This window comes from uncultured Bradyrhizobium sp., from assembly GCF_964252615.1.
Taxonomy (GTDB): Bacteria; Pseudomonadota; Alphaproteobacteria; order Rhizobiales; family Xanthobacteraceae; genus Bradyrhizobium.
The window spans coordinates 1-25,759 of record NZ_CAXUNQ010000009.1; the positions used below are offsets into that span (position 1 = coordinate 1).

21 protein-coding genes are annotated in these 25,759 nt (G+C 64.5%); 9 read left to right on the forward strand and 12 right to left on the reverse strand.

What is annotated here, in order from left to right; genetic code table 11:
* Nucleotides 1-314: 314 nt before the first annotated feature.
* The 3 genes from ACFE72_RS07590 (at nt 315) to ACFE72_RS07600 (ending at nt 4,142) form a co-directional block, all read left to right on the forward strand.
* A complete protein-coding gene (locus tag ACFE72_RS07590) occupies nt 315-989 on the forward strand; it encodes a dienelactone hydrolase family protein (RefSeq protein WP_375412466.1) in 675 nt (224 codons plus the stop codon).
* A 340-nt stretch (nt 990-1,329) separates the two neighbouring features.
* Entirely contained in the window at nt 1,330-3,495 is a 2,166-nt protein-coding gene (locus ACFE72_RS07595; RefSeq protein ID WP_375412467.1) for an anthranilate synthase component I, read from the forward strand.
* A 101-nt stretch (nt 3,496-3,596) separates the two neighbouring features.
* Entirely contained in the window at nt 3,597-4,142 is a 546-nt protein-coding gene (locus ACFE72_RS07600; RefSeq protein ID WP_375412468.1) for an adenine phosphoribosyltransferase, read from the forward strand.
* Between the two features lie 96 nt (nt 4,143-4,238).
* On the opposite strand, the gene ACFE72_RS07605 is transcribed toward ACFE72_RS07600, so the two are convergent.
* The 6 genes from ACFE72_RS07605 to ACFE72_RS07630 all read right to left on the reverse strand — a co-directional run bounded on the left by ACFE72_RS07605 (nt 4,239) and on the right by ACFE72_RS07630 (nt 12,283).
* Complete coding sequence (locus tag ACFE72_RS07605) at nt 4,239-4,907, reverse strand: hypothetical protein (protein WP_375412561.1); 669 nt, start codon at nt 4,905-4,907, stop codon at nt 4,239-4,241.
* A 153-nt stretch (nt 4,908-5,060) separates the two neighbouring features.
* Complete coding sequence (locus ACFE72_RS07610) at nt 5,061-5,831, reverse strand: hypothetical protein (RefSeq protein WP_375412469.1); 771 nt, start codon at nt 5,829-5,831, stop codon at nt 5,061-5,063.
* 162 nt (nt 5,832-5,993) lie between these two features.
* Nucleotides 5,994-6,965 carry a small ribosomal subunit Rsm22 family protein gene (locus ACFE72_RS07615; protein WP_375412470.1) on the reverse strand — a complete coding sequence of 324 codons (972 nt, stop codon included), beginning with the start codon at nt 6,963-6,965 and terminating at the stop codon, nt 5,994-5,996.
* Nucleotides 6,966-7,034: 69 nt separating this feature from the next.
* Nucleotides 7,035-10,499: a chromosome segregation SMC family protein gene (locus ACFE72_RS07620; RefSeq protein WP_375412471.1), complete on the reverse strand. Its 3,465-nt coding sequence runs from the start codon at nt 10,497-10,499 to the stop codon at nt 7,035-7,037.
* Nucleotides 10,500-10,942: 443 nt separating this feature from the next.
* The gene (locus ACFE72_RS07625; protein ID WP_375412562.1) at nt 10,943-11,605 is read right to left on the reverse strand and encodes a DsbA family protein; all 663 of its coding nucleotides are present in this window, start codon (nt 11,603-11,605) and stop codon (nt 10,943-10,945) included.
* A gap of 198 nt (nt 11,606-11,803) precedes the next feature.
* Nucleotides 11,804-12,283: a DUF721 domain-containing protein gene (locus ACFE72_RS07630; protein ID WP_375412472.1), complete on the reverse strand. Its 480-nt coding sequence runs from the start codon at nt 12,281-12,283 to the stop codon at nt 11,804-11,806.
* Between the two features lie 351 nt (nt 12,284-12,634).
* Between ACFE72_RS07630 and mutY the strand changes: the two genes are divergently transcribed.
* The gene (gene mutY, locus ACFE72_RS07635; RefSeq protein ID WP_375412473.1) at nt 12,635-13,741 is read left to right on the forward strand and encodes an A/G-specific adenine glycosylase; all 1,107 of its coding nucleotides are present in this window, start codon (nt 12,635-12,637) and stop codon (nt 13,739-13,741) included.
* Nucleotides 13,742-14,047: 306 nt separating this feature from the next.
* On the opposite strand, the gene ACFE72_RS07640 is transcribed toward mutY, so the two are convergent.
* The 4 genes from ACFE72_RS07640 to ACFE72_RS07655 form a co-directional block, all read right to left on the reverse strand.
* Nucleotides 14,048-15,337 carry a flavin-dependent oxidoreductase gene (locus tag ACFE72_RS07640; RefSeq protein ID WP_375412474.1) on the reverse strand — a complete coding sequence of 430 codons (1,290 nt, stop codon included), beginning with the start codon at nt 15,335-15,337 and terminating at the stop codon, nt 14,048-14,050.
* Nucleotides 15,338-15,605: 268 nt separating this feature from the next.
* A complete protein-coding gene (locus tag ACFE72_RS07645; RefSeq protein WP_375412475.1) occupies nt 15,606-16,286 on the reverse strand; it encodes a glutathione S-transferase family protein in 681 nt (226 codons plus the stop codon).
* A gap of 277 nt (nt 16,287-16,563) precedes the next feature.
* Nucleotides 16,564-16,869, reverse strand: coding sequence for a hypothetical protein (locus tag ACFE72_RS07650; protein WP_375412476.1), 306 nt, complete (start codon nt 16,867-16,869; stop codon nt 16,564-16,566).
* Between the two features lie 127 nt (nt 16,870-16,996).
* Complete coding sequence (locus ACFE72_RS07655; protein WP_375412477.1) at nt 16,997-18,130, reverse strand: site-specific DNA-methyltransferase; 1,134 nt, start codon at nt 18,128-18,130, stop codon at nt 16,997-16,999.
* A 235-nt stretch (nt 18,131-18,365) separates the two neighbouring features.
* On the opposite strand from ACFE72_RS07655, the gene ACFE72_RS07660 reads away from it, so the two are divergent.
* Nucleotides 18,366-19,298, forward strand: a complete 933-nt coding sequence (locus ACFE72_RS07660; RefSeq protein WP_375412478.1) for a neutral zinc metallopeptidase — start codon at nt 18,366-18,368, stop codon at nt 19,296-19,298.
* A 121-nt stretch (nt 19,299-19,419) separates the two neighbouring features.
* A complete protein-coding gene (moaB, locus tag ACFE72_RS07665; protein ID WP_375412563.1) occupies nt 19,420-19,983 on the forward strand; it encodes a molybdenum cofactor biosynthesis protein B in 564 nt (187 codons plus the stop codon).
* Between the two features lie 94 nt (nt 19,984-20,077).
* On the opposite strand, the gene ACFE72_RS07670 is transcribed toward moaB, so the two are convergent.
* Nucleotides 20,078-20,647: a glycosyl transferase gene (locus tag ACFE72_RS07670; protein ID WP_375412479.1), complete on the reverse strand. Its 570-nt coding sequence runs from the start codon at nt 20,645-20,647 to the stop codon at nt 20,078-20,080.
* 169 nt (nt 20,648-20,816) lie between these two features.
* On the opposite strand from ACFE72_RS07670, the gene ACFE72_RS07675 reads away from it, so the two are divergent.
* The 3 genes from ACFE72_RS07675 to ACFE72_RS07685 all read left to right on the forward strand — a co-directional run bounded on the left by ACFE72_RS07675 (nt 20,817) and on the right by ACFE72_RS07685 (nt 24,514).
* Nucleotides 20,817-21,980, forward strand: a complete 1,164-nt coding sequence (locus ACFE72_RS07675) for a PA0069 family radical SAM protein (RefSeq protein WP_375412480.1) — start codon at nt 20,817-20,819, stop codon at nt 21,978-21,980.
* A 201-nt stretch (nt 21,981-22,181) separates the two neighbouring features.
* Nucleotides 22,182-22,919 (forward strand): ribonuclease HII, encoded by a 738-nt coding sequence (locus ACFE72_RS07680; protein ID WP_375412481.1) that lies wholly within the window; start codon nt 22,182-22,184, stop codon nt 22,917-22,919.
* A gap of 83 nt (nt 22,920-23,002) precedes the next feature.
* Nucleotides 23,003-24,514: a glycosyltransferase family 39 protein gene (locus ACFE72_RS07685; RefSeq protein ID WP_375412482.1), complete on the forward strand. Its 1,512-nt coding sequence runs from the start codon at nt 23,003-23,005 to the stop codon at nt 24,512-24,514.
* Nucleotides 24,515-24,915: 401 nt separating this feature from the next.
* Here ACFE72_RS07685 and ACFE72_RS07690 read toward each other — a convergent pair whose 3' ends face one another.
* Entirely contained in the window at nt 24,916-25,701 is a 786-nt protein-coding gene (locus ACFE72_RS07690; RefSeq protein ID WP_375412483.1) for a uracil-DNA glycosylase family protein, read from the reverse strand.
* Nucleotides 25,702-25,759 lie beyond the last annotated feature (58 nt).

A 25,759-nucleotide genomic window follows, 5' to 3' on the forward strand; every position in this document is an offset into this window, starting at 1 on the left:
TTAAATCGAACCGGACAGCCGTGGCACAAGGCCGGGCATGACGGCGAGATGTGTGCATCCAGTAGGGTCGAGCCCGGCCATGACGCAGCCATGGGCAGGCGATGAGACACGTGTCCGGACGCGCAGCATTCTTCAGCGCACCGCAGAGCGGGGGCCGAACGAACGCCGACGCTTGGTACGGCCCAGGCTCTGCAGCGCGCCGCTCGCGAGAGCTACGCACGGCGCTTGCGTCCGGAGCACGAAAGATTGCCTTATCGTCGCGCTGCGGACAAAATAGCGCCAACGATCAGGCCTCAGATCATCGGGAGGAACTCATGGGCACCCACATCACTTTCAAACGTCCCGACGGCCGGGACGCCAACGGTTATCTCGCCAATGCGGCGCGCGGCAACGCGCCGGGCGTGGTGGTGATCCAGGAATGGTGGGGTCTGTCGGAGCAGATCAAGGGTCTCACCGACCGCTTCGCGGTGGCCGGCTTCGACGCGCTGGCGCCCGATCTTTATAACGGCAGGGTGGTGCCGTATCACGACACCGATGCCGCGGGTAAGGAGATGAACTCGCTGGATTTCATCGACGCCACCACGCAGACGGTGCGCGGCGCCGCGCAATATTTGAACAAGAACGGCGCCAAGGTCGGGCTGACCGGGTTTTGCCTCGGAGGTGCGGTGACCATCATTGGCGCGGCCAAGGTACCCGAACTGACCGCCGGCGTGGTGTTCTACGGCATTCCGCCGGAGCAGGCCGCAAAACCTGCCGACGTGAAAATCCCGCTGCAGGCGCATTTTGCCGCCAAGGACGACTGGTGCACGCCGGCGCTGGTCGACGGCTTCGAGAAGGCGATGAAAGCCGCCGGAAAATCGCTCGAACTGTTCCGCTATGACGCCGAGCATGCCTTCGTCAACGAACAGCGGCAGTCGGTGCACGATCGCGCAGCGGCTGAACTCGCCTGGGGCAGGGCGACCGAATTTTTCAGGAAGCATCTGGGATGAGCGGTCAGCCTGCGCCGCGACCAATGTCATCCCGCCACGGGCAGGTGCCCGACGACAGGCGGTAGTCGCCGTCCGCGACCTGGACCGCCGGCGCATCCGCATGCCGCGGGCGATAGCGGCAGCCAGAACGCGATCATCCTTGACGTTTTCGTCGTGTCATGGCTCATTGCCTGCCATGAACACCGTAGCCCGCCCATCCCGTCTCTGGTGGCCCAGCTTCTAAAGCTGGCCGGTGCGATTTTCCATTTCCCTTGAATCGTCGAAGGCCGTCATCGCAGCGCGACGGCCTTTTCGTTTGTCCTGTGTGGCGTTCCTTTCGCAAGTCTCGTAAGAGGATGCCATGAACAGGACCGTTTTCTCGCTTCCGGAGCATAGCGAATACCGCACTAATGGCGGGCTCGCGATCGCGCGTGCCGTCGAGCAGTTCACCGGTCACGCCGACAGGCTCGACGACCTGATCGACCTGCTGGACCGCCGTCGCGGCGTAGTGCTGTCGTCGGGCACCACGGTGCCGGGCCGCTACGAGAGTTTCGACCTCGGCTTTTCCGATCCGCCGCTGCGGCTGGAAACGGTGGGATCGACGTTTTCGCTGCAAGCGCTGAATGCGCGTGGCGAGGTGCTGATCGCGTTCCTCGGCGATACCCTGCGCGAGCCCTGTGTTGTCGCTGATGAGAAGACCGCGACGCGTCTGGCGGGCCATATCGTGCGCGGCGAAGCGCCGGTCGATGAGGACCAGCGCACCCGGCGCGCCAGCGTGATGTCGCTGGTGCGCATTCTGGTTGCGGCGCTGAGCGCCACGGCCGACCCCCTGCTCGGCCTGTTCGGCGCATTCGCTTACGACCTGGTATTCCAGATCGAAGATCTCAAGCAGAAGCGCGCGCGTGGAAGCGACCAGCGCGACATCGTGCTTTACGTGCCGGATCGGCTGCTGGCCTATGACCGCGCCACCGGGCGCGGCGTGATCCTGAGTTATGATTTTGCCTGGAACGAAAAATCCACCAAAGGCCTGCCGCGCGAGACAGCCGAGAGCCTGTATCGCAGAACGCCGCGGCAGGGCTTTGCCGATCACGCGCCGGGCGAATATCAGGCCACCGTGGAGGCTGCCCGGGCCGCCTTCGCGCGCGGCGACCTGTTCGAGGCGGTGCCCGGGCAGTTGTTCGCCGAGCCCTGCGAGCGCTCGCCGGCGGAAGTGTTCCAGCGGCTGTGCCGGATCAATCCGTCGCCCTACGGGGCCCTGATGAATCTCGGCGACGGCGAATTCCTGGTGGCCGCGTCCCCGGAAATGTTCGTGCGCTCGGACGGGCGGCGGGTGGAAACCTGTCCGATTTCGGGCACCATCGCGCGCGGCGTCGATGCGATCGGCGACGCCGAGCAGATCCGGCAACTGCTGAATTCGCAGAAGGACGAATTCGAACTCAACATGTGCACCGACGTCGACCGCAACGACAAGGCGCGGGTCTGCGTGCCGGGTACCATCAAGGTGCTGGCGCGGCGGCAGATCGAAACCTATTCGAAGCTGTTTCACACCGTCGATCACGTCGAAGGCGTGTTGCGGCCCGGCTTCGACGCCCTTGATGCGTTCCTCACCCATGCCTGGGCGGTGACGGTGACCGGCGCGCCGAAGCTGTGGGCGATGCAGTTCGTCGAGGACCACGAGCGCTCGGCGCGGCGCTGGTATGCCGGCGCGATCGGCTGCGTGAATTTCGACGGCAGCATCAACACGGGTCTGACCATTCGGACCATCCGGATGAAGGATGGTCTGGCCGAGGTGCGGGTCGGCGCGACCTGTCTGTTCGACAGCGATCCGGCCGCCGAGGACCGCGAATGCCAGGTCAAGGCGGCGGCGCTGTTTCAGGCGCTGCGCGGCGATCCGCCAAAGCCGCTGTCGGCGATCGCGCCGGACGCCTCGGGCTCCGGCAAGCGGGTGCTCCTGATCGACCACGACGACAGCTTTGTGCACATGCTGGCGGATTATTTCCGGCAGGTCGGCGCCACCGTTACCGTGGTTCGCCATATCCATGCGCTGGCGATGCTGAGGGCGCAGAGCTACGACCTGCTGGTGTTGTCGCCGGGGCCGGGAAGGCCGGATGATTTCGGCATTGCCAAGACCATTGGCGCCGCGCTCGACGACAAACTGCCGATCTTCGGCGTCTGCCTCGGCGTGCAGGCGATCGGCGAGTATTTCGGCGGACAACTGGGGCAGCTCGGGCAACCCGCCCACGGCCGGCCATCGCGGATCCAGGTGCGCGGGGGGAAGCTGATGCAGAACCTGCCCAACGAAATCATGATCGGCCGCTATCATTCGCTCTTTGTCGAGCGCGACAGCATGCCGGACGTGCTCAATGTGACCGCAAGCACCGAGGATGGCGTGGCGATGGCGATCGAACACAAGACGCTGCCCGTGGGCGGCGTACAGTTTCATCCGGAGTCGCTGATGTCGCTCGGCGGCGAGGTAGGGCTGCGGATCGTGGAAAATGCTTTCCGGCTGCGGGAACCGGCGAGCTAGAGCGATTTAAATTAAGGTGATAGCCTATCCGACAACAACCGTCATCCCGGACAGCCGCTACGCGGCTTCCGGAATGACGGTGTTTATTTGAAAGAAGCCATATGACCCCTGAACTCGAACACGATCTAAAAGCCGCGGTCCGCACCATTCCGGATTATCCGAAGCCCGGCATCCTGTTTCGCGACATCACCACGCTGCTCGGCGACGCGCGTTCGTTTCGCCGCGCGGTCGACGAACTGGTGCAGCCGTGGGCCGGATCGAAGATCGACAAGGTCGCGGGCATCGAGGCGCGCGGTTTCATCATCGGCGGCGCGATCGCCCACCAGGTCTCATCCGGCTTCGTGCCGATCCGCAAGAAGGGCAAGCTGCCGCACGCCACGGTGCGCATCGCCTATTCGCTGGAATACGGCCTCGACGAAATGGAGATGCACGCCGACGCCATCCATCCCGGCGAGCGCGTCATCCTGGTCGACGATCTCATCGCCACCGGCGGCACCGCGGAAGGCGCGGTCAAGCTGATGCGCCGGATCGGCGCCAATGTGGTGGCGGCGTGCTTCATCGTCGACCTGCCGGATCTCGGCGGGGCTGCAAAACTGCGCGCGATGGACGTCCCGGTGCGCACGCTGATGTCGTTCGAGGGACATTGATCAGGTTCGCCGCATGCTCCGCCGTCATCCCGAGGACCCTTGCACGGCGTCTTGAAGGATGAGCCACAGGCGCCCGCGGCCATCCTTCGAGACGCATCACGATCGCTGCGGCCCCAAGCTCAATTCGATCTCGCGAAAGCTGGAATAGTTCCTGCGGATCCATTGATGCAACTCGGTGGAGGAATCCTTTTCGGCGCGCAGATAGCTGGTGAAGGAGAAACTCACCCGGTCGATATAGGTCTTCAAAAACACCGGCAGCGCGCCGATCGAAAGCACGCGGCCGTATCCCATCGCCTCGGGCAGTTCGCCGCGCACGACGGCTTCGTTGTCGACCGTCAAAAGCGCGTTCGGAAAAATCTGCTGGCGCAACGTCTGGTAGCCGCGCGCGGAGACGCGGTCGGTGTCGGCGACGAACAGTACCAGCGGCGCAATGCCGCGCCGCGCCGCTTCCTTCATGAAGCCGATCTCGTCGGCCATCTTGAAGAATTCGTCGAAGGCATGAAAGCCGAGGTCGAGCACCTTGGCGATACCGTCGTTGACGATCAGACGATCCATCAGTTGCATCTTGCCGAAGGTATCGATGACATCGGCGGTTTCGGTAAGCTCGGGCAGATAATCGAGCAGCGACGGTTCCTTCAGGTTGATATCGAAGGCGATAACCGAGCCGCGCAGCAGCAGCAGAAATTCGCTCAGTAGCCGCGCGATCAGCGTCTTGCCGACCAGCGGGCGAGGCGAGCAGATGATGTAGACCGGCGTGCGGCGCATCGGGGGAATATCGGATGAAGTAGCAAAGTCAGTCAAATCAGACGTCATTCCGGGATGCGCCTCTTGGGGCGCAGGCCCGGAATCCGCAGACTCCGTGGTGGTTATGGATTGCGGGCTCGCGCCCCGAGAGGCGCGCCCCGGAATGACGGCGAGCTACTTTTCGCCGCTGCCGGCGCGGGGTGCCTTTTCCTTGGAATCCTTCGAGCCGACGATGTCGGTCAGCTTGATGCGGTCGAACTCGCTCCAGACCGCGGCCAGCCAGTGCCGCACATAGCCGCGCAGCACGAAAGAATAGTTCGCGGCCTCGTCGTGCATGCCCTTGTTGGCGACGAATTTGAGGAACGGCACCGAGGCGACTTCGACCTGCTCATAGGCCATTTCGTTCAGCTTCGGAATGGTCAGTTCGGTAGCGTCCTTGATGCGGTGGAAGTAGGAATTGTAGGTGGCCTGGTCCCATTCGAAGAAGCTCGTATTGTTGATGAAGTTCTTCACCAGGAAGTATTTGGCGCCCTGCATGAAATTGGCGGTCTCGGCGATCTCGTCCAGCGATGCGATCGATGGGCCGAGGATGTGGAATACGGCGAAGGTGATCTGGCCGGATTTGGCGGCGTCGAGAAAGCCGATGTCGCGCAGCGAGGCCAAAGTCGGGGACAGCAGGCCGGCGCGGACGTCGATCACGGTAACGCTGGTGCTTGCCGTGCTCAGCGTGTCGAAAATCTTCATCTGGTCGGGCGTCGACGTCACGTCGACGATCTCGGTGATGTCGGGATGAAAGCGCTTCAGCGTGCCGCGCGGCGATTCGGTGTCGAAGGCGCGGGTGGGCACGTTGTTGGCGCTGAAATAGTCGAGCACGGTGCGCGAGACCGTGGTCTTGCCGACCCCGCCCTTGTCCGCGCCGACGACGATGACTGCTGGCTTTGCCATGAAAACCCCTCGCGCAAGGCTGCGTCTGACCGGATTGCCGATCGAGCGTCCCCATGCCTGCTTTGGGCGCGAACATGGCAGAAAAAAGGGTTAATTCAATTCCTTAACGGTACCGGCGCCGTTAATCCTGCGAAGTTCGTTAACGTGTCCGGGCGGCTCGGTTTACTCCACCAGCCCATCCCCCCATCGCCAGCGCCGGGCGCGGGCGTAGTCCGTCCTGGCGCGGCGCGGGATTTTTGCGACCATGAGGCCGTCCGGCGTGCATAGTTTTGCCGTGACCTCGACCTTGCCGACCACCGGCTGCGCCAGTACGCGCGACGGCCGCTGCGGCACCGGGAGGCGGGTCAGCGCCACATAGGCGAATTTCTCGTCTTCGTATGGAAGCTCTGCGCGCTTGAGCTGTTTGTGGGACTGCGAGCGCGGCAGGCGTTGGCTGAAGTGGCACCAGTCCGGAGCCTGCAACGGACATTTGCGCTCGTGCGGGCAGGGTGCTGCGACATGCGCGCCTTGGGCGATCAGGCGCGCCCGCAATGCGATGATCCGCGCATAGCCGGCCGGCGTGCCGGGTTCGACAATGACAAGCGTGTCGCGGGTTCTGGCCCACATCAACTCGCCGATTTCAGCGCACCCCGCGGCATCGAGTTCGCCGATCAGATAGCTGGAGATCACGAGGTCCGTCGCGGCGGCGGAAAGCAGCTTTGCGCGGGCATCTCCCGCAATATAGCGAAGGCCGGAAAGGCGGGCGCTGGCGCGGGCCAGATCGAGTGCGAGGGTCCGCAATGCGGCGTTGGCATCGATCGAGGTGAAATCGGTGAGCGACGGAAATGCTTCCGCTGCGGCCCAGGTCGCCGTTCCCGGGCCGGCGCCGACGTCGAGCAGGCTGGCCGGCGCAAAATCAGGCCGGACCTCGCCCAGCGCGTTCAGGCTCGCGGTGACGGCGGCGTAGGTCGCGGGCATGCGCGCCAGCGCGTAAGCAAGCGCATCGGTCTCGGTGCGGATTGTCCCCGAATTGCCGCCGCTGCGATAGGTCCCGGATATTTTTGCCGAACGCGCCGCGGCATCGCTGCGCGACAGGCCGTGCAGCTTGGTGTCGAGCGCCGCGTTCAGTTCGGAGGGAAGGTCGGGGGCGGTCATCGCGTGGGCCACATCTCCAGCGTCGTCCCCGCCGTCGCGGGGAAGACTCGTGGATGAGTGGCGTTCAGCTCACGCCACGTGCTGGTCGAGTATCTCCACCGCGCCTTCGAGATCGACCGAGACCAGTTGCGATACGCCGCGCTCGGCCATGGTGACGCCGAACAGCCGGTTCATCCGCGCCATGGTGATCGGATTATGCGTGATGATGATGAAGCGCGTATCGGTCGACGCCGTCATTTCATGCAGCAGGTTGCAGAACCGCTCGACGTTATGATCGTCGAGCGGGGCGTCGACTTCGTCCAGCACGCAGATCGGCGACGGATTGGTGAGAAAAACCGCGAAGATCAGCGCCAGCGCGGTCAGCGCCTGCTCGCCGCCCGAAAGCAGCGACAGCGACTGCGGCTTCTTGCCGGGCGGCTTGGCGATGATCTCAAGCCCGGCTTCGAGCGGGTCGTCGCTCTCGATCAGGTGCAGCGCGGCCTCGCCGCCGCCGAACAGTTCGGTGAACAGCCGCTTGAAATGGCCATTGACGACTTCGAACGAAGTCAGGAGCCGCTCGCGCGCTTCGCGGTTGAGACTCTGAATGCCCTGACGCAGGCGCTTGATGGCTTCCACCAGATCGTCGCGCTCGGTGGTCAGCGACGTGTGCTGGGTTTCGACCTCGCGCAATTCTTCCTCGGCGCGCAGATTGACGGCGCCGAGGCGCTCGCGGTCGCGACGCAGCTTTTCCAGATTTTCCTCGATCTCGGCGAGCGGCGAAAGTTCAGCGTCCGGCCTGATCTCGGCCAGCGCCGCGACGCCGCCGGGCTCGACCTCGAGCATGTCGCGGATTTCGCGCTCAATGTCGTCGAGGCGGCGCCTGGCGCCGTCCATGCGTTCTTCGGCGCGGGCGCAGGCCTCGCGCGCGCGCGACAGGGCTTCGAGCGAAATCTTGGCGGCGCGGTCGGTTTCCGCCATGACGTTTTCCGCCGTTGCCAGCGCGTCCGCGGCGGCGCGGCGGTCGCTATCGGCGTGCTCGATCTCGCCGATCAGTGCGCCGCGCTTATCCGCGAAGAGGGCGGGGGCGTTGTCGAGTTCGGCGCGCTCGGCTTTGACCTCGGTAATGCGGGTCTCGATGGTCGATATCTGCGAGGCCGCGCTCTGCTTGCGGTTGTGCCATTCGCCGCGCTCGGCCAAGATCGCCTGTACCCGGCGGTCGGCCAATTCCGCCTCGCGCGCCAGCGCCTGCGCCTCGGCGCGGACCTGTGCGGCCAGCCGGCGATGGCCGTCGATATCGGTCCGCACGGAAGCCAGCCTGGTTTCGGTGTCGAGGCTTGGCGGCAATTCGCTCAAGCCGGCAGCGGCGTTTTCGTGCGCGGCAAGGGCTTCGCTGCGGTCCGCGGTAAGGCGGCTGTGCGCTTCGGTGAGCGCCGACTTCCGCGCGGCGTGGCGATTGATCTCGCGTTCGGCGCCCGCGTGCCGCTCGCGCGCGGCATCGACATCGCGGCGGGCCGCGCGCAATGCGTCGCGCGCGGCGGTCTCCGCGGTGGAAGCCGCCTTCAGTTCGGCTTCGGCAGCTTCCAGCGCCTGGCGTTTGGCTGCGGCATCGATGCGCGCATGTTCAAGCTCGGTTTCGATGTCGACCAGACGAGCCCGCTCGGCGAGCCGCCGTGCGGCGCCGGTCGGCGCATGGGCTGCCGCAACAAAGCCGTCCCAGCGCCAGACGTCGCCTTCGCGCGACACCAGCCGCTGGCCGGTTTTCAGTTGCGCCACCAGTTCCGCGCCGCGCTCCTTCGCCACCACGCCGATCTGCGCCAAACGGCGTGCCAGTTCGGACGGGGCCTCGACATGGGCCGCCAGCGATTCGACGCCTTCCGGCAGCGACGGATCGCCTTCGCCGACGCCGGCATTGGTCCAGCGCATCGGCGCCGAAGGGTCGACCGGAGCATCGAGATCGTCGCCGAGCGCGGCACCGAGCGCCTTCTCATAACCCTTGGCGACGCTGACGCCGTCGATGATCGGCGGCCACAGATTCTTGGTTTCGCCATTGACGATCTTGGAAATCGTCCGTGCCTCGGTTTCCAGGCGCTGAACGCGCTTGTCGGCCTCGGTCAACGGTGCGCGCGTGGCTTCCAATTGCTGTCGCGCGACAACATGGGCGGCTTCGGAGCCCTGGGCCGCGGCTTCGGACTGCGCGAGCGCTTGCTGCGCGTTTTCCATCGCGCCGGCGAGGACGTTTAGATCGCCCAGCCCGCTGGTCTGTTGCGCGAGCTGTTCGACTTCCCCTTCGACGCCGGCAATCTGCTGATCGAGCCGCGACAGGCGGTCGCGATGCGAACGGACGCTGGATTCAAGCTGATTGCGCTTGGCGGTAAGGTCGGCCAACGCCCTGGTCAACTCACCGAAAGTCTGTTCGGCGGCGGCGAGCGTGGCCTCGGCTTCCGACACGCGCTCATCGACGCCGCTGCGCTTCTCGACGCGGGACTTGATCTCTTCCTTCAGTTCGGCGTCTTCGGCATCGAGCCGTTGCAGCGCGGTCTCGGCATCGGAGGACTGCTGCTGTTCACGTGCGATGTCGGCCGAGAATTGCGTCAACCGGCGATCGAGTTCGGCGACGCGTTCCTTGGCACGCTCCTCCTCACGGTCGAGGATTTCGCGGGCGTTGGTGAGCCGCGCCAGCCCCGCCGCTGCGCGCGCCTCGGCCTCGCGCAATGCGGGCAACTCCGATGCGCGGATGGCCTGGATGCGGGCAGCCTCGGCCTGCTCCTGCGTACGTTCGGCCAGTTCGCGGACATTGAGGTCATGGGTGCGGCCGGCTTCGGCCACATCGGCATGCGCCTCCAGCCAGCGCAGGTGAAACAGCATGGCCTCGGCCTTGCGCACCTTGGCGGCGACCTCCCGGTAGCGGATCGCCTGCCGCGCCTGCTTCTTCAGGCCGTCGATCTGTCCGGCTAATTGTCCGATCACGTCTTCGACGCGGGTAAGGTTGGTTTCGGCGGCCTTGAGGCGCAATTCGGCTTCGTGACGGCGCGCATGAAGTCCGGCGACCCCGGCGGCGTCTTCCAGCACGCGGCGGCGCTGCTCCGGCTTGGCCTGGATGATCTCGCCGATCTTGCCCTGATGGACCAGCGCCGGTGAGCGGGCGCCCGTGGCGGCATCCGCAAACAGGATCTGCACGTCCCTGGCGCGCACGTCGCGGCCATTGATTCGATACACCGAGCCCGCTTCGCGTTCGATCCGGCGCGAGATTTCCAGCGTCTCGGAATCGTTCATGGCCGACGGCGCGCTGCGGTCCGAATTATCGATCGTCATCACCACTTCGGCGTGATTGCGCGACGGGCGGTTGCCGGAACCGGCGAAAATCACCGCGTCCATGTCGGCGGCACGCAGCGACTTGTGCGACGTCTCCCCCATCGCCCAGCGCAGCGCTTCGACCAGATTGGACTTGCCGCAGCCATTCGGCCCGACCACGCCGGTCAGCCCCGGCTCGATCACGAAGTCGGTGGGTTCGACGAACGATTTAAATCCGTGCAGGCGAAGGCGCGTGAGTTTCATGAGGTTGGGATGCTCTGTTGGCAGGCGCGAATCTGTTAGCCGTCACAATACCATAGAAGGCATTGTCATGTGCCGGAGACTCGCGGACCGCGGCTCTTGAGACCGGACAATGGCGAGGCGAGCTTAAGAGGGCAACCGGCGGCCGGGGCTTTTCCAGAGTCTTTTGCGGGGGTTAGACGGATGTTCGTATGGACGTGTTCGCATCGCATGCCGCCGCCCGCTTAAGGCTGCGAAAAACTGAGCCGTCGTCCCCGCGCGGCGGGGACGCATAACCGTCGGCGTTTGTGATTATAAAATGCATCTGCCCGGGTGCCACAAGAGACGGCATCGCGGATGGGTCGCCGCCTGCGCGCGGACGATTCGCGGAATGTGGTTGCGCTCCCGTTGAAAGGAGTGTTCGGCTTACATCCTTTTCAGGATGACGCGCTGGTCAGGACAAGAAGTCAGCTCTTCAGCAGCGGCCTGATTACCTTGTCGAAATCCTCGAACGAGACGGCGCCCTTGACCATCTCGCCGTTGACGAAGAAGCTCGGCGTCGAATTGACCTTCAGCACGTCGCTGGCGTACTTCTGGTCGGCCGCGATCTTGTCGAGCAGCGCCTGGTCCTTGAGGCAGGTTTCCACGGCCTGCTCGCTCAAGCCGGCCTGCTTGCCGATCCGCTTCAGCGTTTCGGTGGTGTTCTTCAGAACCCAGTCGTTCTGCTGCCTGAACAGCATGTCGATCACGGCAAAATATTTACCGGAGTCGTCCTTGGCGATGCAGCGCGCCAGCATCGAGCCCGCCGCGGCCTTGATATCGAGCGGAAATTCACGGAACACGTAACGAATCTTGCCGGTGTCGATATATTCCGACTTGATTTTCGGAAACACGGTTTCGTTGAAATGCGCGCAATGCGGGCAGGTCATCGAGGCGTATTCGGTCATGGTGACGGTGGCGTTGGCGGGGCCCAGCGCCATGTCCGGCAGCGACACCGGCTTGGCGACATCGGCTGCGGTCGCATTTTGCGCCAGCGCGTCCGATAGCAGGCGCAGCGGCGAGAGCCCGGCGAGAGCGGCAAGCCCGGTCAGCGACAGGGCGGCGGTAAAGGCGCGGCGCGTGATGATCAATGGTTTGCTCCGGATCGGCGCGGGATCACGCCTTAACAAAAGGCTTGTCATGCCCGGTCTCCACGTCTTTCTTCCTTGCGACTTTGCAAGACGTGGATGGCCAAGACAAGCCCGGCCATGACGGACGACGTTCGTTCGCTAGCTTGAAACGACAATCGTGGCAATGGCGGGCCGAGGTTCCGCACGCGTGCAAGAGGCTCAATTTCGCTTGATCGAGGCGCCGAGCCGGGCCAGTGCCGTGCGCAGTTCCTCGTCTTCTACCGACGACAGGGTTTTCGCCAGTTCGGTCACCTCGGCGGGTTCCGGCGCCCGCGAGGGTCTGGGTTTGTCCCGTCGCGACAACGGCGCCTGCCGCAGCGCCAGCCGGCCCACCGCGCTCCAGCCGAAGAAGCGATTGACCCGCTGCAGGATCACGTCGGACGCATGCTGGATTTCCAGCGCCATCGGGCCTTCCACCCGCAGCACCAGGGTGGCCGGTTCCGTGGGCTGGCCCTCGACCGGGCGCGGCCATTGGATTTTCAGCGGCTCGGAATGGGCGGCGACCTCGGATCCTGCGATCTCCGCCCAGCGGGTCACCAATTCGCGCGCGGCAAATCCCTGGCGGGCGTAGGCGTCGGAAAACACGTCGCTGAGCAGGACGGAGAGCGGCTTTGCCGAGATCGGACCGGGCTTGGACATGAATATTCATAACACGTCGCTGTCTGAGGCGAAAACCGCCTCTGCCGTCATGGCCGGGCTCGTCCCGGCCATCCACGTCTGTGCTCCACATCGGAAAGAAAGACGTGGATGCCCGGCACAAGGCCGGGCATGACGGTGAGATGTGTGCATCCAGCAGGACTTGACCCGGCAATCCATCCCCTTCGCCCACTGGTGCGAAGACGGATGGATACGTGGGCCAAGCCCGCGTACAACGCGACGTGTGAGTCCAGTGGGCCATGTCCCGGCCTTAAAGCTGGCGCGAGAAGAAAGACGTGGATGCCTGCGACAAGCCCGGGCGTGACGCAGAGAGATTGGTACTAGACTGTCGCAATGTCCTCTTCGTTCGCCAGCCGTAAGCATGAGCCGCACCAATCTGCCGCCCGCCCGGCGCTGCTGCTCGCATGGTATGATCGGCACCGCCGCAAACTGCCGTGGCGGCCGCTGCCGGGCGAAGCTGCCGATCCGTACCGGGTGTGGCTGTCGGAAATCATGCTGCAGCAGACCGGCGTCAAATGGGTGGCGCCTTATTTCGAGAAATTCGTCGCCCGCTGGCCGAGCGTGGAGGATTTAGGCCGGGCATCGCTCGACGACGTCTTGAGGATGTGGGCCGGCCTTGGATATTATTCGCGTGCGCGCAACCTGCATGCCTGCGCGGTGGCGGTAGTGCGCGATCACGACGGCGCGTTTCCCGATACTGAGGACGCCTTGCGCGAACTGCCCGGGGTTGGCTCCTACACCGCCGCGGCGGTTGCCGCGATCGCGTTCGGCCGCCATACCATGCCGGTGGACGGCAACATCGAGCGCGTGGTGTCGCGGCTGTATGCGATCGAGGAGCCGCTGCCGAAGGCGAAGCCTCTGATCCAGCAACTGGCCGCGACGCTGCTCGCCGCTTCGCGCGCCGGCGAGAGCCGCGCCGGTGATAGCGCGCAGGCGCTGATGGATCTGGGCTCGACGATCTGCACGCCGAAGAAACCGGCCTGCACGCTGTGTCCGCTCCGCGACGCGTGCGACGCCCGCGCACGCGGCGACCAGGAGACGTTTCCACGCAAGGCGCCAAAGAAGACCGGCGACCTGCGTCGCGGAGCGGCGTTCGTGGTCACGCGCGGCGGCGAGTTGCTGGTGCGCACCCGCGGCGAAAAAGGCCTGCTCGGCGGCATGACCGAAGTGCCGACGTCGGAGTGGCTTGCGGCGCAGAATGACAGGACGGCGCTGAACCAGGCGCCGGCGTTGCATGGCATTGCGCGCTGGCATCGCAAAGCCGGCGTAGTCACGCATGTGTTCACGCATTTTCCGCTGGAGCTGGTGGTTTACACCGCAACCGTTTCAGCTCGCGCCCGAGCGCCGGATGGCATGCGCTGGGTACCGGTCGCCACGCTCAAGGACGAAGCGCTGCCGAACGTGATGCGCAAGGTGATCGCTCACGGGTTGGGCGAATGACCGAGGTTGTCCCGGACGCACCGCAGCGTTCTTTCACGCCGGTTCGCAGAGTCGACCATTACCGAGCGGAGAACCATCGCAGCCGGGCTGAACCTTGCTAGCCTCGCCCATCTCGTCATACGCGGGTCAAGCCCGCATATGACGAGATGTGTGAATCCAGTAGGGTCAAGCCCGGCAATGACGACAGAGATGTGTGCCGATGCAGGGCATGATCCGCGTCTCCATCCATCTTCGCAAGAGCCATTGCGCGTCGGAGACGCGCGTAAACGTGCTTATGGCGCGGCCGCTGCGTCCGGGGCACGGAAGTTATCCCACGCTCGACAGGTGTGACGGCGCCGGCATCACCACGATCGGCGGCTTGGCGTTGAGGGCTTCGACCTGGAAGCCGGCGACGCGCTTGTAGTTGGCGGCGATGTCTTCCAGTTCCTTGAGCGACAGCACGTCGGTGACGAGATTGAATCCGTCCGGCGCGCGTTCCTCAACCAGTTGCATCACCTGCTCCGGCCCGTTGCGGCGGTTGAGCATGACGAGTTCGGTGGTGGCGGGACGGCGTTCCGCCTCATAGGCCAGCAGCGCGGCGCTGGTCGCGCCATGCGCCAGGATTTCGCGGGTGATGACGCGCGCGTCGAGGATCGCCTGCGACGCACCGTTGGAACCGATCGGATACATCGGATGCGCCGCGTCGCCCATCAGCGTCACCTTGCCAAACGTCCATTGCGGAATCGGATCGCGGTCCACCAGCGGATATTCATAAGCGTGCGGGCAGTCGCGGATCAGGCCGGGCACGTCGAGCCAGCCGAATTTCCAGTCCTTGAACCACGGCAAAAATTCATCGAGCTTGGCAGTGCGGTTGTAATCCTCCCGGCGCCACTGATAGGTCGGGGGCATGTGCCGCTCGGCGACCCAGTTGATCTGGAATTTGCCCGAAGCGTCCGGTTCTTTCGAAATGCAATAGCAGACGAACTTTAGCACCTCATGGCCGGCCATGATCATGGTGCGGCCCGACAGGAAAGCGTCGGACGCGGTGATGCCGCGCCACAGGATGCGGCCGTTCCAGATCGGCGGGCCTTCCTGCGGATAGAGCTTTTCGCGGACCGCGGAATGGATGCCGTCGGCGGCGATCAGCAGCGCACCGTCATAACGGCCGGCGGGTTTGCCGGTAGCCTTGTCGATGAATTCGGCGCGGACGCCGTTGGAGGTCTCGGTCCAGCCGCTGAGATGATGACTTGTGAGAATGTTCTCCCGTCCCAAGCGCTCGTCCGCGGCATCGAGGAGGATCTGATGCAGCGTGCCGCGATGGACCGAGAATTGCGGCCATCGGTATCCGGCCTCGAGCCCGCGCGGCTCGCTCCAGATCGGTTTGCCGTGCTTGGAGAAATACGCCAGTTCTTTGGTGCGCACGGCGGCGGCGTCGAGCTTGTCGAGCAGGCCGAGTTCGATCAATTCGCGTACCGCATGCGGCAGCACATTGATGCCGACGCCAAGCGGCCTTAACGCCGGCACGCTCTCGAACACTTTAGCGGGGACGCCGATCTGGTGCAGGCTGAGCGCCAGCGTCAGCCCGCCAATGCCGCCGCCGGCGATGAGAACGGTCATGGTGTCTCGTTTACTGGCGATGCGCCGACTGTGATTTACGTTCGAGGTGATACTCTTCTGAGCTAGATAATCTAGGCTCAACTTCATGGCCACTCAACATTCGTTTCCGGGCGAAGGCGGTAGTACTCCGTCGTCATGCCCGGGCTTGCCCGGGCATCCATCCCTTAAAAGAGTCTTCCGGAGTGATGGATACGCGGGTCAAGCCCGCGTATGACGAGATGGGTGAATCCAGTAGGGACAGGGCCCGGCCATGACGGAGATTGTTGGCCTACGCCGCCTTGGTCTTGAGGTGGCCGAACATGATGGCGCGCGCCTCGTCGTCCATTTCGGCCTTGAAGACGAACTTGTCCTTCAGCGCCACCGCCCGCGCCGCGGCCGGCCGCGCCGACACCTCGTCGACCAGCCGTTTGACGTTGGGGTATTTTGCAAAGTCGCCGAGGATGAAAGGCACCATGCGCGCCCAGCCCCAGACGTCCATGTCGACGATGGTATAGGTATCGCCGACCATGTATTTTCGCTGGGCGAGATGGTCGTCGAGAATGCCGTAGTGGCGCTGCGCCTCGAACTGATAGCGGGTATGTGCGTAGTCGACTTTCTCCGGCGCGAAATGCTTGAAGTGAACGGCCTGACCGGAAAAAGGACCGACGCCCGTGGCGACGAACATCAGCCAGGACAACAATTCGGCACGGTTAGCCGGCGTATTGGAGGGGAGAAATTTTCCGGTCTTTTCGGCGAGGTAGAGCAGAATGGCGTTGCTGTCGAATACCTTAACCCCATCGTCGTCGATTGCCGGTACCTTGCCGTTCGGATTGATGGCGAGATAGTCCGGCTTGAACTGCTCACCGGTCCGGGTATCGACGGGGACGGCCTCGTACGGAATCCCGGCTTCCTCGAGAAACAGCCCGACCTTGGTCGGATTCGGCGATCCGTTGAAGTAAAATTTGAGCATCGGGGTCTCCGTGGACATTGGCGGGCAGGAAGGGTGGCAAAGCGAAGCGTGCCCACCGAGGGCTTCGCCGTCTTCGAGAATTCATATTGTGGAAGGATGATAGGCCGCGCAAGAGCGGCTTTGCCGACTCTGCCGGGTCATTGCCGGACTTGACCCTCCCATATGCACACACCTCGGCCGTCATTGCCGGGCTTGACCCGGCAACCCTTCTCCCTTCGCAACGACTCTTGCAAAGATGATGGATACGCGGATCAAAGCCCGCGTATGACAATCTTGTTCAGCCGAACCAGAAAAAGCCGCACAAACCAGTGGCGACCAGGGCTGCGCCGATCATATCCACGACCAGCGCGAAGCGCGTGGCAGAATGCAGATCCGTTGCGTGCATGGAGCGGCTCGCACGGTTGGCATAACCGTGGACAATGATCTGCTCGTTGAAGGTATTATTTGCATCTAGCCCGTCGGTGAGACCGACGCAAACCAGCAGAATACCGAACAGGGCGATGCCCAGAAATCCCAAGAAGCCGAACAGCAGCATCGGAAAGATGCCGACAAAGAAAATCGGCAACAGCGGCAGCAACAGCAATGATTCGGATTCCCGGGTTCGCATCGGACGGCTCGATCGTTTCAAATAAATGGCGGCTTTGCGTGGATGAACGCAGCAAGATATCACAGGCTAGCGAGGCGAAACAGGGTGCGGCAACCCGCAGAAATTACACGGCTGCCATGCCGGAGCGGATCTCGGCGCGCAATTCGTCGATCAGGCGCAGGCCCTTGTTGGTCTCGACGTGCCAGAAGGTCCAGCCGTTGCAGGCGCCGGAGCCTTGCGCTACCGCGCCGATGCGATGGATCGAGCCGACCTTGTCGCCCAGCATGATGGCGCCGTCGGCACGCACCAAGGCGCCATGGCGCTTTTTCGAATCCACCAGCCGGGTGCCGGGCAGGATCATCCCGCGCTCGATCAGTTCGGAGAACGCCACGCGCGGCGCGTCGCGCGCCGTCATGAACGGCGCCAGGGTCGCTTCCGGCAGCGGCTCGACCGCGGCGATGCGCGCTTCCGCCGCGGTCGCATAGGTCTGGTCGCGCTCAAAACCGATATAGCGGCGGCCGAGCCGTTTTGCGACGGCGCCGGTGGTGCCGGTGCCGTTGAACGGATCGATCACCAGGTCGCCCGGCTTCGACGACGACAGCAGCACGCGGGCGAGCAGCCCTTCCGGCTTCTGGGTCGGATGGACCTTCTTGCCGTCGCTGCCCTTGAGCCGCTCGTCGCCGGTGCACAGCGGGATCAGCCAGTCGGAGCGCGCCTGGACGTCCTCGTTGGCGGCCTTCAGCGCTTCGTAATTGAAGGTGTAGCCCTTGGCCTTCTCGTCGCGCGCGGCCCAGATCATGGTCTCGTGCGCATTGGTGAAGCGGCGGCCGCGGAAATTCGGCATCGGATTGGTCTTGCGCCAGACGATGTCGTTGAGCACCCAGAAGCCGAGGTCCTGCATGACGGCGCCGACGCGGAAGATATTGTGGTAGGAGCCGATCACCCACAGCGTCGCCGACGGCTTCATGACGCGGCGGCAGGCCAGCAGCCAGGCGCGGGTGAAATCGTCATAGGCGGCAAAGGAGGAAAACTTGTCCCAATCGTTGTTGACGGCATCGACGTGGGATTCGTCGGGGCGCTTGAGGTCGCCTTTAAGCTGCAGATTATACGGCGGATCGGCGAACACCAGATCGACTGAAGCGGCTGCCAGCTTCGACATCTCGGCGACGCAATCGCCAACGATGATACGAGCGCTTGAGCGGGTCTTAAACTGAGTGCGGGGCGCCTTTGCAGACGCCCCGCGACGCGACACAACCATGACTCAAATACTCTGACTCAGGCGACGCAGTCGGCGACGCGGGACTAAACAACCGACTGGCGATACATTGACGTGCCGAGGTAAACAGCGGGTTATCGCCCGCGCGTCCGTTCATCAATCAAGCTAGGCAATTTTTGCCCCGCGGGTTATTGATTAACGGGATGGAAATTTTACGTGCCTGCTGCGTTGAGTGATGGGCAGATCGGCCCCAACCCGCCGGGATGAGGAAAGCGCCATGCGTTATGATGACTTCCGCCGCAGCGACGACATCGACGACCGTCGCGGTGACGATGGCGGCGGCATGGGCGGTGGAGGCGGCTTTGGTTTGCCGATGGGCGGCGGCGGACTGGGGATCGGCACCATCATCGTGCTCGGCCTGGTAGGCTGGGCGTTCGGCATCGATCCGCGCATCCTGATGGGCGGCGCGGAAATTCTCACCGGCGGCCAATCGCCAAGTTATCAATCTGACCGCCGGTCCGCGCCCGCCAAGACCGGCGCGCCGGCCGACGAAATGGGCAGCATGATCTCCGGTGTGCTCGGCGAGATCGACGATCGCTGGAGCGAAATTTTCCAGGCCAGCGGACAATCCTATTCGGGCCCGCGCATCGTGCTGTTCCGCAACGCCACCAATGGCGGGCGCTGCGGCATGGCGCAGGCGGCGATGGGGCCGTTCTATTGTCCGCCGGACAAACAGATTTTTCTCGACACCAATTTCTTTCGCCAGGTCGAGACGCGCTTCCGCGGCTGCTCGGGCAACGCCTGCAAATTCACCGCGGCCTACATCATCGCCCATGAAGCGGGCCATCACATCCAGAACCTGCTCGGCATCCTGCCGCGCGTGACGCGGTTGCAGCAGCAGGCCGGCAGCAAGGCGGAGGCCAACGCGCTGCAGGTGAAGGTCGAGCTGCAGGCTGATTGCCTGTCCGGCGTCTGGGTCAACCGCGAGGAGAAGAAGCGTCCGGGCTTCCTCGAAGCCGGCGATATCGATGCCGCGCTGCAGACGGCCACCGCCATCGGCGACGACACGCTGCAACGTCAGGCGCAGGGCCGGGTGGTGCCCGATTCCTTCACCCATGGCTCGGCCGAGCAGCGCAAGCGCTGGTTCATGACCGGCTACCAGCAGGGCACGGTACAGGCCTGCAACACGTTCGGCGCGGACCGGCTGTGAGGATGCTCGATTGCACTAACCGTCATGCCCGGGCTTGTCCCGGGCATCCGCGTCTGTGCGGCATCTCGGAGAAGACGTGGAAGGCCGGGACAAGTCCGGCCATGACGTTGAACTAGAAGCAATGTCCTCGATCGACGAGCCCAAGCAATTCATCCCGCTCAACATCGCGGTGCTGACGATTTCCGACACGCGCTCGCTCGACGACGATAAATCCGGCACGATTCTGGTCGACCGGCTCACGGCCGCCGGCCACACGCTGGCCGCGCGCAAGATCGTCACCGATGACGTCGATGCGATTCGCCTGATCGTCAGCGCATGGATCGCCGAGCCCGGCATCGACGCAATCGTCACCACCGGCGGCACCGGTTTTACCGGCCGCGACGTCACGCCCGAGGCGATCGAGCCGCTGTTCGAAAAACGCATGGACGGTTTCTCGATTGCCTTCCACATGCTGAGCCACGCCAAGATCGGCGCCTCGACGATCCAGAGCCGCGCCACCGCGGGCACCGCCGGGGCGACGTTTATTTTCTGCCTGCCGGGATCGCCCGGCGCCTGCCGCGACGGATGGGACGGCATTCTTGCGCACCAGCTCGACTACCGCACGCGGCCCTGCAACTTCGTCGAGATCATGCCGCGGCTGGACGAGCATTTGCGCCGGGGAAAGGTAAAGGGCGCGGCGGGTTAGCCCTAGGACGGGGTGGAGCGAAAGCGATACCCATCGTCTTCGCCGATGCCCGTGTCGGTTTCGCTGCGCTCAACCCAACCTACGGCCTCTTGAATCACGCCACCATGATGCGGCTGCGCAATTGCGTGCGCGCGGAGCGGCCGAGCTGCCGCAACAGCCGCGCCTCGGAGCGGCGGCCGTCCGGCGCGTAGCCGCCGAGGCGGTCGTAATGATCGCGGGCAATCAGCAGCCCCTGATCGGCGGACGGTCCGGCAATCATCCGGGCGATATACTTCAAACTGTCGCGCAGGCGCGTATCCGCATAGGGCGAGCGCGCGTAACGGAAAATCCCGGCGCGGGGACGGCCGCTGACCGAGACTCCGTGGATGAAATGCGCGGTCTCATCGATCCAGCCGGCGTCAAGCACGGCGCCAGCATGCAGGAACATCAGCCAGGGCGAGCGCGCCTGCCGGGCGCCGGCGGCCAGCGCTGCGGCGTGCGATCCGGTGAACGGCAGGAAACGGCATCCCGCCACGTCAGCGACGCGTTCGATCACGCCGGTGTCTGAACGGTCGACCAGCAGCACCTCGCGCACCACGCCGGCCGCCGCACCCGGTACCAGCGCTGCCAGCGTGGCGACCGCGGGCTGTTCGACGCCTTCGGTGGGGATGATGACACTCAGCATGGCTCGTGGCGGCCTTTTGACAAAACGCCGCACTGTTATCACCTTGTGGCGCCCAAAACAGCCCGCCCCAATGCAGCATTTTGCGGCATTCGCAATCGGCCGCCATTACTCCCGCTATCGCCGGACCCGGTGTTCTTGATTTGTTCTATCGACATGCTATGTTGAGGACATGAGTCGAGCATCCTCTGCCGCCCTCAAGCACCCGCCGGTCACGGCGCCCTCCGAACCGGCGGGTGCGCCTTCTGCTTTTCCCGAACTGGCGGTCGCAATCGAGCGCGAGCGGCGGCGTGGCCGCGGCGCGCAGTCCAACGAAAGCGGGCGGTTCGAAGCCGAAGCGCGGGTCGCGTTCGACGACGGCTGGCAGAGCCTCGACGAACTGCCGCCGTTCAAAACCACGGTCGCCATCGATACCGCGCGAAAAGTGATCACCCGCAACGATTCGCCCGATATCGGCTTCGACCGTTCGATCAATCCGTACCGGGGCTGCGAGCATGGCTGCGTCTACTGTTTCGCGCGGCCGACCCACGCTTTTCTCGGCCTGTCGCCGGGTCTGGATTTCGAATCCAAACTGTTCGTCAAGCCCGACGCGCCGGCGCTGCTGGCCAAGGAACTGGCGGCGCAGGATTACGAGCCGCGGATGATCGCGATCGGCACCAATACCGATCCCTATCAGCCGATCGAGCGCGAGCGAAAGATCATGCGCGGCATTCTCGACGTGCTGGAGCGCGCCGGGCATCCGGTCGGCATCGTCACCAAGTCGGCGCTGGTGACGCGCGATGTCGATATTCTGGCGCGGATGGCGAAGCGCAATCTCGCCAAGGTGGCGCTGTCGGTGACGACGCTCGATCCGAAACTCGCCCGCACCATGGAGCCGCGGGCCTCGTCGCCGGCCAAGCGGCTGGCGGCGCTGCGGCAATTGTCGGAAGCCGGCATTCCGACCACGGTGATGGTGGCACCGGTGATTCCAGCGCTCAACGATTCCGAGATCGAGCGCATTTTGGACGCCGCGGCTCATGCCGGCGTCAGGGAAGCGAGCTATGTATTGCTGCGGTTGCCGCTCGAGGTGCGCGAGCTGTTCCGCGAATGGCTGATGGCGAATTATCCCGACCGCTATCGTCACGTCTTCACGCTGATCCGCGACATGCGCGGCGGCCGCGATTATGATTCGCAGTGGAGCACGCGGATGAAGGGCACCGGCCCAATGGCCTGGATGATCGGCCGCCGTTTCGAGATCGCCTGCGAGAAGCTCGGGCTGAACAAGCGACGCTCGAAGCTGACCACCGACCATTTCGTCCGGCCCAAGCGCAGCGGGCAGCAGTTGAGCCTGTTTTAGGAGCCCCGGTTCGCCGGACGCGGCGCAGCGCTCTTGCGGCGCCGCTGAGCCGGAACCGTAACGGAACGCCGCGCTTGGTACGATCCGGGGCCGCGAGCATTGCACACGCTGCATCGCGCCCGGAAACAGGGACCCTTGAATAACGGGCATTGAGCCGGGTTCCCGGTTGCGCCGCGGGAATCTGCGAAGCACCATCCCGGCATGATTCGGGAAAAGTCCAGACAAGGTCCGGCCAAGCTGCCGAAGGGCGTCATCGCCATTGCGCCGCCGAGCTTCAGGCGCGAGCGGGCGCTGATCAAGCGCGGGGTCTGGCCGGTTGCGGGCTGCGACGAGGCGGGCCGCGGGCCGCTGGCGGGTCCGGTGGTTGCCGCGGCGGTCGTGCTTGATCCCAAGCGCATCCCCAAAGGTATCGATGATTCGAAACGGTTGACCTCAGAGCAGCGCGAAAAACTGTTCGACGAAATCTGCGCCACCGCGTCGTTCGCGGTCGCCTTCGCGTCGCCGGCACGAATCGACCGCGATAATATCCTGCGGGCCTCGCTATGGGCGCTGGCGCGCGCGGTGCATGCGCTGCCGGAAACGCCGCAGCATGTGTTCGTCGATGGCCGCGACAAACTCGATACGGCCTGCGATTGCGACGCGGTGATCGGCGGCGATGGCCTCGTGCTCTCGATCGCGGCAGCGTCGATCGTTGCAAAGGTCTCGCGCGACCGCCTGATGTGCAAATTGGCGCAGGACTGCCCCGGCTACGGTTTTGAACAGCACAAGGGTTACGCCGTGCCGGAGCATCTCGAGGCGCTGACCCGGTTGGGGCCGACCGTGCATCACCGCCGCTTCTTCGCACCCGTCATCGCCTCGCGCGAAAAACATCAGGCGATGACCCTTGACGGCGGCCTGATGCGGGCCGAAACGCAGCTCGTCATCGAAGTCCCGGCATAGGGCTCATGTCGGTTGCCTGACCGCGCCGTGCGCTTTATCAGGTTCGGAACCGATCTTCTGCCGGCCGGCCTCTCAGGCTCTTCATGCGTTTCACTCCTCTGATCATCGAACTGATCCGCGCCCGGCCGCGGCTGGTGGTCTGGCTCGTGGTGCTGTTTCAAGCGGCGCTATGGCTGATCGTACCGCTATTGCTGTATCGCAGCCCGCCCGGCGATCTCGCGACGGTGCTGGCGTTTGGCAGGGAATACCAGGTCGGAACCGATCTCGGGCCGCCGCTGGCGTTCTGGCTCGCCGACATCGCCTTTCGCCTCGCCGGCAATCATATCTTCGGCGTCTATCTGCTCGCACAGATCTGCTTTATTGCGACATTCTGGGCGCTGTATTCACTCAGCCGCGCCATCGTCGGCGACCAGCAGGCGGTCCTCGTGGTGCTGCTGACGCTGACGGTCACGGCGTTCAGCTCTCCCGGCGTGGAATTCGGGCCATTGGTATTGGCACGACCGTTGTGGGTGCTGATGCTGCTGCATTCATGGCGCGTCATCGGTCAGGGCCGCCGCAATGCCTGGTTCGCGCTGTCGATCGACGCAGGCCTGCTGCTGCTGACGACATCGGCTGCGGCCGGGTTGTTGCTGCTGGTGGCCGGGTTTGCGCTGGCGAGCGCGCCGGGCCGGCGCAGGCTGATGTCGGTCGATCCGCTGTTCGCGCTATTGGTCATCGGCGTGCTGACGCTTCCCCACCTGATCTGGCTGATCCGTTCCGACACCATTGCGCTGCCGCCACTGCCCGCAGTCGCGGACCTGAGCGTCCGGGCGATGCGCTGGGGAGGCCTGCTAGGCTTTCTGCTGGTCGCGATGTCCGGTGTCGTGCTGCTGGTCATCCTCAATTCGAGCCGTTTCACGCCACACTCGGACGAAGACGCTGCGGTCGTGTTTCGGCCGCCGGTCCACTCTTTGGCGCGCCGTTTCGTTTATTTCTTCGCGCTGGCGCCGGCGCTTATCGGAAGCCTGGCCGTTGCGCTGTTCGATCTCGATCGCGTGACGGGCGGTACGGGCATCGCACTCTCGATGTCGGGACTGGCGGTGATCGTCGCGACCGGCGATCTCATTCATCTGCGGCGCCAGCGGCTGCTGCGTTCGGTCTGGGCGGCTGCGATCCTGGCTCCGGCGGTTGCGACGATCGCGGCGACGCTGTTTCTGCCTTGGGCGGGAGCGGCGGAAGTGGCCACCTCGCTGCCTGCGACGGCCATCGGCCGCTTCTTCGGTGACAGTTTCGAACGCCGCACCAACCGTCCATTGCGCGCGGTGGCAGGCGACGCACAGATCGCAACCCTGATCGGAATGGCCTCGGCGCGTCCGCATCTGTTTCTCGACGCGACGCCGGCGCGGACGCCGTGGCTGACGCAGGCGAAATTCAATGAGCTCGGCGGCGTCGTGGTCTGGCGCGCGTCCGACACCGCCGGCACGCCGCCGGACGAACTGGCCAGGCGGTTTCCCGGCATCGTGCCGGAAATCCCGCGCGCCTTCGAGCGGCTGGTCACCGGGCGTCAGGAACCCTTAAGGATCGGCTGGGCCATCGTGCGGCCGAAGGCGCAGTAGGCCGCAGCTATCGTGCCCGGACGCCGTGCAGCGCGTAGCTCTTGCGAAGCGATGCGCTTCAGAGCCGGGGCCGTAACGACCGCGATGCTCGTCATGCGGCTTGACCGCGCATCCCTCCTCACACGAGTCTTTTCGAAGAACGAGAGGCTTTTCGAAGAAGATGCATGCCGGGTCAAGCCGTGCTGGATGCACACATCTCGGCCGTCATTGCCGGGCTTGACCGGCAATCCCTCCTTTCGAAACGACTCTGCCGAAGATGGATGGATACACGGGTCAAGCCCGCGTATGACGAGATGTATGAATCCAGTAGGGTCAAGCCCGGCAATGACCCTTGGATTGTACGGTCGGTTTTGCGGAGCGGCATGAAGAACGCCGCACCGCGTTGCCGACACGACGCCGGCTTATCCTTGCAGCGCCTTGGCGATGGCGCGCAGATCCTGCCATGCCAGGCGTTTGTAGGATGGCGAGCGTAACAGGTAGGCCGGATGGAACGTCGCCATGGCGCGGATTTTGCGGGTGCCGGTGTCGTAGTCGAGCCATCGCCCGCGGGTTTTCATGATGCCCTCGCGGGTTGACAGCAGGGTCTGGGTGGAGGGATTTCCCAGCGTCACCAGCACATCCGGATTCACCAGCTCGATCTGGCGCTGGATGAAGGGCAGGCAGATTTGCGTCTCCTGCGGCGTCGGCGTGCGGTTGCCCGGCGGCCGCCACGGAATGACATTGGCGATGTAAACCCTGGTGCGATCGAGCCCGATCGCCGCGATCATCCGATTCAGCAGTTGGCCCGAACGTCCGACGAACGGCAGGCCCTCAATATCCTCCTCGCGGCCGGGCGCCTCGCCGACGAACATGATGCGCGCCTGCGGGTTGCCGTCGGCGAATACCAGCCGCGTCGCGGTGGATTTCAGCGCGCAGCCGTCGAATTGCTCGAGCATCGCGCGCAGCACCTCCAGCGAGGGCGCAGTGCGCGCCGACTGGATCGCCACGTCAGGCGCGGGTGCCGGCTCGGAGCGGGCCACGGGCATCGGCGCCGGCCTTGCCGGCGGAGATTGTACCGGATCCGGTGCAGCGGCGACGCGCTCGTCGGATATCCGGTTGACCGGCTCGTCCATCAGCGCGCAGTCGACCCCGGCCTCCAGATAAAAGGCCAGCAATTCTTGGGCGGTAGGGGCGCGATCAGGCGTCATGGGGGGATGTCAGGGGCATCGCTCAGCCTAGACCGCCGGGTCCGGCATTTCCATGGTT